Raw genomic sequence first — 9,470 nt, 5'->3', positions numbered from 1 at the left:
AAACGCTGCCCTTTGGGTTCGATCCAATGCTTCTATTCTTTTATGACTAGAGTGGGTTATGAGCTTTTCACTTAGCCAACGAAGCTTCATCGCTCAAGCCTTGTACTAGAAGCATTATTCCTTACGGTAAAGAACCGAACAAAAACTAAGCTCGAAAGATCAACAGCCCCAACTAATGTCTTTATCTGTTACTCTTCCTGCTCAAGCAACTTTTGGATCTCTAACCCCAGCGTTCTAAATGTGAGAATCCGGCTCGAGGTTTGACGCCAAACCAAGCCGATATCTCTATATGGCGTGTCGCCTGGAGGTGCCATAGTTGTTAGTTCAGTATTGTTTAAGATCCCTGCGTCTATCGCCATTTGTGGCAAAAATGTAGTGCCTAACTTGCAGTTAACCATCTGCACGAGTGTATGCAGACTTGTTGCTGCAAACGGATTAATCTTGGTGCTTTCCCCTAACTGACAAGCACTGATAGCATGACCGGTAATACAGTGCTCAGCCTGCAGTAAAAAAATACTTTCGTCTGGCAGTTCTTGATAATCTATAGGCTCATGAATCGCTTCGCTAAGATCTTCATGCACCACCATTTTGAACGGGTCAATACCCACTTTCATACTGTGGTAACCGCTAGTATCAACAGGTAAGGCTAATAACAACAGATCGAGTTCGCCTTTACCAAGCGCATCCACTAACCTATCTGTGGTGTCTTCTTTGAGGAACAGGGTGAGATTTGGATAAACCTCTTTGCAGTGCTGAACCACTCGACTGAGAAGAAAAGGCGCGATTGTTGGAATACAACCCAAACGGATTTCGCCCGTCATAGGTTCACCTTGGTGTTTAACCAGTTCCACTAAATCATCGACATCAGTCAGCAATTTGCGTGAACGTAACACTACCTCTTCACCAATTGCGGTAAAGATAAAAGACTTGTGATCACGCTCAATTAGTTGATGGCCCAATTGCTCTTCAAGGTTTTGAATACCACTAGATAGCGTTGATTGGCTGACGTGGCAAATTTTTGCAGCGCGATTAAAGTTTTGTTCTTGATGTAAATTAACCAAATAAAACAGGTTTTTTAAACTCGGAAGATGTTTCATAAAGCAGATTACCAATGACATTATTTATCGAATAGTTCAATTTAACTTTACCATAGATTACTTAGGGCATCCTTGAAAATATCTAGCAGAATGTGAGGCGGCGCAAACAGTCGTAATAAAGTAATGACTACTTAACGATTAACTATGCTTTATATAGGGAGATAGGTGGGCAAAAAAATAGCGCTGTTTAGTTAACTAAACAGCGCTATTTTTATATTTAAATCAAATCTTATGCTTTTGATTCAAGGTATTGCTTTAACTCTTGCAGATCACTAGAGCCATAATTAACAATTTCATTTAACCAAGTTGAATGCTCATCAGCCCAAGCAGCCTCTTCGCCATGTTGGAGAAGTTGCGCAAACTGTTGGATACGCTTAAGACCTACTGACCCAGCAGCTCCTTTAAATTTATGAGCTTCACTACAAAGTGTATCTTTATCGTTTGCTTCATATGCGTTGACTAAGTTACCGACATATTCAGGCATTAACTGTTCAAACAATACGACACTTTTAAGTAGCGTACCTGCGCCAATTGCACTGCAGTACTGCTCCAGTGTATTAAGATCCAAAATTGATTCTAATTCAGCTGTTGCCATTTAGGCACCTCTCAAAATGATTGCCGTGTAATAAAAAGACGATTTTACCACATAATACCCGCTAAAATGCTAGGTGCAACAACTAGTGTCATATGTAGTTAAATTCATTGCTAATTTAACCTCATCTTAACTTTTCATTAATCAAAAAACATCACTCTATACGATATGTCGAGATTTTTGCTAGCGCAGCTCCAACTGCATCACAAGTTGCTTACGCCACTTAATTAAGGTTCGTTTTCAAATAGCTACCTTGACCACCTTTTGCAGCTAGATCATCGACAATAGCGACTAAACCATCCCAACGAAACGCACACCAGTCCGGAGCCAGTAACATCGGCTTTTTTGCATAAGCGGTGACCCGGTGGAAAATTATATTCTCCGGGGTGTGACGTATTAGTTCACCGACACTAAAGGCGTAATCCTCTATCGCTAATAACTCCATCTTATTATTACGCCATGCTTTGGCCATGGTGCTCCCCTCTACAATATGTAAAGGGTGTAGCTTTAGCCCATCAACGCCCGCATCGAGGACTTTATTAAGTGTTGTTAAGTAATCAGTATGTCCTTCACCCGGTAACCCCAATATCAAGTGAGTACAAACTTTAATGCCGCGATCTCGAGCACGCTTAACGGTATCTGCATAGACTTCAAAATCGTGGCCGCGATTGATCTTCTTCAATGTTTTATTGTTCGCGGTCTGCAAGCCGAGCTCTAGCCAAACATCGAGCCCTTGCTGCTGATACTGTGCCAATAATTCAATCACTTCATCAGGTACGCAATCTGGCCGAGTGCCCACACACAGACCAACGATATCGGTATCTTGAATCGCTTCATCATACTTTTGCTTTAATACTAAGTACTCGTCATAGGTGCTAGTGTACGCCTGAAAGTAAGCAATATACTTAGAGGGTTTAGTTGATAAGCGCTCACGCCCCTGGCTTAACTGCGCTTGAATTGACAGCTCAGTTTTATGTTCGTGGCTAAACGATGCGACATTACAATAAGTGCAGCCACCTTTACCAAGGGTGCCATCTCGATTTGGACAGGTAAACTTAGCATCTATCGTCAGCTTACGGATCCGCTCCCCATACTGCTGCTTACACACACTGCCAAACGTCTTAACGTAACTATCCAAGCCCAAAGCCAATCACCCACCAAAGAATTTGCGCCATTCTATTCATTTCTTCAAATCATTTATTAGCGCTAGCTCAAATAACGGTAACTTCACTGTCATCTTTATCTGGTAAACATTATTCGATAAGTAACAGTAGCTTCTGCATAAATAGTCAAGAATGAAAGTGACTATCATTTCACTGTATTTGCAATAAAAATCACTTTCTTGAAATCGACAACAATCACCTCGCTTGTTACAAATTAGTAAAAAACTTCAAACTGGCAATTTAAAATTCTTTTTATTCATAAGGTTATAGGTAACATTTTACAGTTTACGTAAAGGTTAACCCAATCATACAAGCGTATGAATTAACTAGTAATGCCTAAATATTATGCAACAAATTGGTTTGACCTTTAGCAAACTTAAGGTTAATTTGATTGATTCGGGTGAATATCTATAGAATATTTTTGCGTTATCTCCCGTGTTGTAGTCAGTTGAGGTTAGGAGTATACCAATGAGCTTATATCATCCAAGTTTTGAACGGGACAATTGTGGGTTTGGGCTTATTGCTCAAATGGACGGTGAAGCGAGTCACCGTATAGTACGTACCGCGATTCACGGATTGGACCGCATGAAGCATCGTGGTGGTATTGCCGCAGATGGACGCACAGGTGATGGTTGCGGATTACTAATGCAACTACCTACAGAATTTTTTAAAGCGATTGCAGCAGAAAATGACTGGCACTTAAGCCGTCGTTTTGCTGTGGGTATGCTTTTTCTTAGCCAAGATGAAGAGCTAGCGTCTCAAACCAAGCACCTACTAGAACAAGAGTTACAAACAGAGACCTTAAGTGTTGCGGGCTGGCGCGATGTGCCCGTTAATACCGACGTACTCGGTCCTATTGGCAAAGCGAGCCAACCGCAAATAGTTCAGGTGTTGATTAATGCGCCTATTGGCTGGCGCGAAAAAGATCTTGAGCGTCGCTTATATATGGCAAGACGCCGTGTTGAGCATCAGCTAAGTCATGACAAAGATTTTTATATTGCCAGCCTCTCAGGCCAAGTTATCGTCTATAAAGGCTTGATGATGCCCGCTGACCTGCCCGCTTTTTATAGCGATCTGGCAGATATTCGTCTACAAAGTGCCATCTGCTTATTCCACCAGCGTTTCTCAACCAACACCTCACCTAAGTGGCCGTTGGCACAACCGTTTAGATATTTAGCCCATAACGGCGAGATCAACACCATTACTGGTAACCGCCAATGGGCTAAAGCCCGTGCTTATAAGTTTCATGCACCGCTGTTACCTGACTTGCAACAAGCGGCGCCGTTCGTTAATGAAACTGGCTCTGACTCATCATCGCTCGACAATATGTTAGAGATGCTGCTCGCTGGCGGTATGGATCTTTACCGAGCCATGCGTTTGCTTATTCCACCAGCATGGCAAAGTAATCCAGAGATGGATCCAGAGCTTAAAGCATTTTACGATTTCAACTCCATGCATATGGAACCTTGGGACGGCCCTGCAGGCATCGTAATGACCAATGGTCGTCACGCTGCTTGTGCCGTTGATCGTAACGGCTTGCGTCCATCGCGATATGTGATCACTAAAGATCGCATTTTAACCCTCGCCTCAGAAGTCGGCATATGGGACTACGCTCCCGATGAAGTAATAGAAAAAGGTCGCGTTGGCCCCGGTGAACTACTCGTACTTGATACCTTAAACGGTCAGCTATACTCGTCGTTTGAAATCGATAACGATCTAAAACGCCGCCACCCATACAAAGAGTGGATGGCTAAAAACAGCAAGATATTAAAACCAGCGGAAGACTTCGGTCCTAACGATCAAGGCAAACGCGAATTTAACGATGATCAACTGCTGCAGTACCAGAAGCATTTTGGCTATTCACGTGAAGAGTTAGAGCAGGTCATTTGGGTACTGGCACAAAAAGGCGAAGAAGCAACAGGCTCAATGGGCGACGATACGCCAATGGCTGTGCTGTCTAAAAAGTCACGCACCATCTATGACTACTTCCGCCAAAAGTTTGCTCAAGTCACCAACCCGCCTATCGATCCATTGCGTGAAAAACACGTGATGTCATTAACGACTTGTGCCGGTCGTGAGCAAAACCTATTTAACGAAACAACCGGTCATGCATACCGCGTGATGTTCAACTCACCAGTGCTACTCTTTAGCGATTTTAATCAGCTAATGGCATTGGATAGCACTTACTATCGCGCGAACACAGTCGACCTAAACTACGACTTAGAAGAGGGGCTAGAGGCCGCTGTTAAGCGTATTTGTGACGAAGCGGAGCGTCTAGCACGAACAGGTACAACGTTACTTATTCTGTCAGACCGAGCTACCGCTAAATCTAAACAGGTTATTCCAGCGGCAATGGCCGTGGGCGCAGTACAACAGATTTTGGTCACTAAGAGCCTGCGCTGTGACACCAACATTATTGTAGAAACGGCCTCAGCAAGAGATCCGCACCATTTTGCGGTGCTACTTGGCTTTGGCGCGACCGCCATCTACCCTTACTTGGTGTATGAGTGCATTTCAGATCTTGCCCAGCGCAACGGCGTAGAGAACACCCGCGACTTAATGCTTAACTTCCGTCAAGGTATCGATAAAGGCCTGCGTAAGATCATGTCTAAGATGGGTATTAGTACCGTGGCATCTTACCGTTGTAGCCAGCAGTTTGAAGCCGTAGGTTTAGCTGATGAAGTGGTTGACCTTTGCTTTAACGGCGTGATTAGTCGCATTCAGGGGGCTAATTTTGAGCTGATAGAGAAAGATCAGCAGTTGTTACATAAGAATGCCTTTCGAGCACATCAACAGCTTTCCCAAGGTGGACTCCTTAAGTACGTTGAAGGTGGCGAATACCACTGCTTTAACCCTGATGTGGTTAACACTTTGCAAGCCAGCCTGCGTGATCAAGACTACGTAAACTACAAACGCTTTACAGAGTTGGTTGATGACCGCCCTATTGCGACCCTGCGAGATTTAATAAAGGTCGAAGGTGACTTATCTGCTATCGATGTTAAAGACGTTGAAGCCGCTAAAACCCTTTACACTCGCTTTGACAGCGCAGCCATGAGTATTGGTGCATTAAGCCCTGAAGCGCACGAAGCACTCGCTGTAGCAATGAACCGTTTAGGCGGCCGCTCAAACTCAGGTGAAGGCGGAGAAGATCCACGCCGTTTTAACAGCGAAGGTAACTCAGCGATTAAGCAGATAGCCTCAGGTCGCTTTGGCGTCACCGCGCATTACTTGGTCAATGCCGAAGTACTGCAAATTAAAGTGGCGCAAGGTGCCAAACCCGGTGAAGGTGGACAACTTCCAGGTGATAAGGTGAGCGTTGAGATAGCCGCGCTGCGTAATGCACGCCCAGGTGTCACACTGATTTCACCGCCGCCGCACCATGATATCTACTCTATCGAAGATTTAGCACAATTGATCTTCGACTTAAAACAGATTAACCCTAAGGCATTGGTTTCAGTCAAGCTGGTATCTGAACCCGGTGTAGGTACCATTGCTACCGGTGTTGCTAAAGCCTACGCCGATATGATCACCATTTCAGGCTATGACGGCGGTACAGGCGCAAGCCCAATCACCTCAGTTAAGTATGCTGGTAGCCCATGGGAGTTAGGTTTAGCTGAAGTGCACCAATCTCTGGTTGCCAATGGCCTGCGCCATAAGATCCGCCTGCAAGTTGATGGCGGCCTAAAAACCGGTAAAGATGTGATTAAAGCCGCGCTACTTGGCGCCGAAAGCTTTGGTTTCGGTACTGTGCCGATGATTGCACTAGGTTGTAAATACCTGCGTATTTGTCACCTAAACAACTGTGCTACTGGTGTCGCAACCCAAAATAAACAACTGCGTAATGAGCACTACCACGGTCTACCAGAGCGAGTGATGACTTACTTCGAGTTTATCGCACAAGAGATCCGCGAGTACATGGCTGATCTTGGTGTCACCGAATTTGAGCAACTTGTTGGCCGTAGCGATTGGTTAAGTGCGATTGATGGCGAAACCGCTAAACAACAAGCACTTGATTTAGCGCCAATTCTGTATAAACCTGAAGTACCTGCAACCTCAGCAGTCACTTGGCGCGAGACAAATCCGCCATCAGACAAAGGTGAGCTTAATCAACGCCTAGTTGAAGACTGTAAAGAAGCGGTACTCGCAGGCGTACCTATTTGTGAAATCTTCAACATTAACAATACCGACCGCTCTGTAGGTGCCAGCTTGTCTGGTTACATTGCCACTCATGTAGGACGCGACGGCGCTAAAGCGCCTGTTACGCTTAAGTTTAATGGCAGTGCAGGGCAAAGCTTCGGCGTGTGGAACGCGCCTGGTCTTGAGCTGATGCTTTGCGGTGATGCCAACGATTACGTCGGTAAAGGCATGTCAGGCGGTAAGATTTCAGTTTATCCGCCACTGGGCAGCCCCTTCAAAACCGAACGTTCAACCATTTTGGGTAACACCTGTTTGTACGGTGCATCTGGCGGTAAGTTGTTTGCATCAGGTCAAGCAGGCGAACGTTTCGCTGTGCGTAACTCCGGCGCAATTGCTGTCGTAGAAGGCCTAGGTGATAACGGCTGTGAATACATGACAGGCGGCATCGTAGTGGTACTTGGCCAAACAGGGGTTAACTTCGGCGCAGGCATGACCGGTGGATTTGCCTATATCTTCGATCAATTTGGTCACTTTAACCGCCGCGTTAACACTGAGATGGTCGACACTCACAAAGTACAATCGCCAATTCAACAGCAACATCTGCGTGAATTGATTGAGCAGCATGTTAAAGAGACCAACAGCGAACATGCCAAGATGATCTTAAATGATTTCGAAAACTGGCTAGATTGCTTCATTTTGGTGAAGCCTAAGAATGTTGCAGTTGACGATCTATTAAAGTTAGCGCAACCAGAACCTGCACTAGCAGTCAGAGCGGGGTAATAAATAATGAGCAATGATTTCCAGTTTATTGAAGTTGGGCGCAAAGACCCAACTAAACACGCAGCCAAACAGCGTGCTACGCAGTTTATTGAAATTTACCAGCCCTTTGCCCAACCACAGGTAAAAGAGCAAGCAGACCGCTGTTTAGACTGCGGTAACCCGTATTGTGAGTGGAAGTGTCCACTGCATAACTACATCCCTAACTGGCTGCAACTCGCCAAACAGGGCCGCATTATGGAAGCGGCGGACCTCGTCCACGAGACCAATACTCTGCCTGAGATCTGTGGCCGAGTTTGCCCACAAGATAGACTCTGTGAAGGGGCTTGTACCCTTAACGAAGAGTTTGGTGCGGTCACTATTGGTAACGTCGAAAAGTACATCACCGATACCGCCATATCCCAAGGCTGGCGTCCTGACATGTCAAAAGTGACCGCCCGCAAAGAGCGAGTGGCAATTGTTGGCGCTGGACCTGCAGGTCTTGGCTGCGCCGATATCTTGGCTCGCAACGGTGTTCAGGCTGTTGTTTATGACAAGAACGTACAGATTGGTGGCCTGCTGACCTACGGTATTCCATCATTTAAGCTCGACAAAGAGGTGATGCAAATTCGCCGCAACGTGCTCGAGGGCATGGGTATCGAATTTAAGCTTGGCGTTACCGTTGGCAAAGATGTCGACTTTAAAGAGCTAATAGAAAACTACGACGCAGTCTTTTTAGGCATGGGCACTTACACCGCGATGAAAGCCAACCTCGTTGGCGAAGATGCGACAGGTGTACATCAAGCACTGCCCTACCTTATCGGTAATACCCACAATGTGATGGGCACCGAATGTGTTGATAACCCATACCTAAGCCTTGAAGGAAAGCGTGTAGTGGTTCTCGGTGGTGGTGATACCGCCATGGATTGTGTTCGTACCGCCGTACGTCAAGGTGCCACTCAAGTCACTTGTGCATATCGCCGTGACGAAGAGAACATGCCCGGTTCACGCCGCGAAGTGCAAAATGCCCGCGAAGAAGGGGTTGAGTTTCTGTTTAACCGCCAACCCAGTGAGATCAAAACGGTTGACGGCAAAGTCGTTGGTATCGAGTGTATCGAAACTGAGTTAGCCGAAGCCGATGACAGCGGTCGCCGTCGTCCACAGCCTATTGCAGGTAGCGAGCAAGTATTGGACGCCGACGCGATTATTATCGCCTTTGGTTTCCAGCCAAGCCCAGCAAAATGGTTAGGCGATTACAACATTGAGCTTAACGACTGGGGTTTAGTCAAAGCGCCAAAGGTTGCCGATAACCCATTCCAAACCAGCAACCCTAAAGTGTTTGCCGGCGGCGATATGGTTCGCGGATCAGATCTTGTGGTTACCGCCATTGCCGAAGGCCGTGACGCCGCCATGGGGATCCTTAACTATCTTGAAGACTAACGTATAGGCGGATAGTGCTTAGAGGCCTAGTGTTTCAAAGTCAGCAATTAACAAGTTGTTTGTGATTGGCGCTCCGAATGGAGCGCTTTTTTTTACTTAATACATAGTTAAAAAAACACCGACTTGAGCGAGTGCCGAATTCTGTATGTAATACAATTGGCCATGTATGCTCAACAAACATCATCGCTAAAAGACCAGTGCGGTATCTATACCTGTCGTTAAAATGCTTAATAACCTTGTTATTTCCCCCTGCTTTCAATGGTCTCAGGTTTTATCAAAAGCCAG

5 protein-coding genes are annotated in these 9,470 nt (G+C 45.7%); 2 read left to right on the top strand and 3 right to left on the bottom strand.

Features of this window, described 5'->3' with window-relative positions:
- Positions 1–188: 188 nt before the first annotated feature.
- The 3 genes from oxyR to AB4238_RS02610 form a co-directional block, all read right to left on the bottom strand.
- Positions 189–1,097, bottom strand: a complete 909-nt coding sequence (oxyR, locus tag AB4238_RS02620) for a hydrogen peroxide-inducible genes transcriptional activator OxyR (protein WP_372031046.1) — start codon at positions 1,095–1,097, stop codon at positions 189–191.
- A gap of 229 nt (positions 1,098–1,326) precedes the next feature.
- On the bottom strand, positions 1,327–1,692 hold the full coding sequence (locus AB4238_RS02615; RefSeq protein WP_020913823.1) for an Hpt domain-containing protein: 366 nt from the start codon (positions 1,690–1,692) through the stop codon (positions 1,327–1,329).
- 220 nt (positions 1,693–1,912) lie between these two features.
- The gene (locus AB4238_RS02610; protein ID WP_372031048.1) at positions 1,913–2,833 is read right to left on the bottom strand and encodes a TIGR01212 family radical SAM protein; all 921 of its coding nucleotides are present in this window, start codon (positions 2,831–2,833) and stop codon (positions 1,913–1,915) included.
- A gap of 487 nt (positions 2,834–3,320) precedes the next feature.
- Between AB4238_RS02610 and gltB the strand changes: the two genes are divergently transcribed.
- Positions 3,321–7,769: a glutamate synthase large subunit gene (gene gltB / locus AB4238_RS02605; RefSeq protein WP_372031045.1), complete on the top strand. Its 4,449-nt coding sequence runs from the start codon at positions 3,321–3,323 to the stop codon at positions 7,767–7,769.
- A gap of 6 nt (positions 7,770–7,775) precedes the next feature.
- Positions 7,776–9,185 (top strand): FAD-dependent oxidoreductase, encoded by a 1,410-nt coding sequence (locus AB4238_RS02600; RefSeq protein WP_372031044.1) that lies wholly within the window; start codon positions 7,776–7,778, stop codon positions 9,183–9,185.
- Positions 9,186–9,470: the final 285 nt, after the last annotated feature.

Origin of the sequence: Shewanella sp. 10N.286.45.A1 (genome assembly GCF_041470405.1) — a bacterium.
Classification (GTDB): Bacteria; Pseudomonadota; Gammaproteobacteria; order Enterobacterales; family Shewanellaceae; genus Shewanella.
The sequence above is the reverse complement of the archived record's forward strand: the minus strand, read 5'-3'. Positions and strand labels throughout refer to the sequence as shown.

Coding starts and splice junctions, on each gene's coding strand:
- AB4238_RS02600 (WP_372031044.1), top strand. CDS start 7,776: ATGAGCAATGATTTCCAGTTTATTGAAGTTGGGCGCAAAGACCCAACT.
- oxyR (WP_372031046.1), bottom strand. CDS start 1,097: ATGAAACATCTTCCGAGTTTAAAAAACCTGTTTTATTTGGTTAATTTA.
- AB4238_RS02615 (WP_020913823.1), bottom strand. CDS start 1,692: ATGGCAACAGCTGAATTAGAATCAATTTTGGATCTTAATACACTGGAG.
- gltB (WP_372031045.1), top strand. CDS start 3,321: ATGAGCTTATATCATCCAAGTTTTGAACGGGACAATTGTGGGTTTGGG.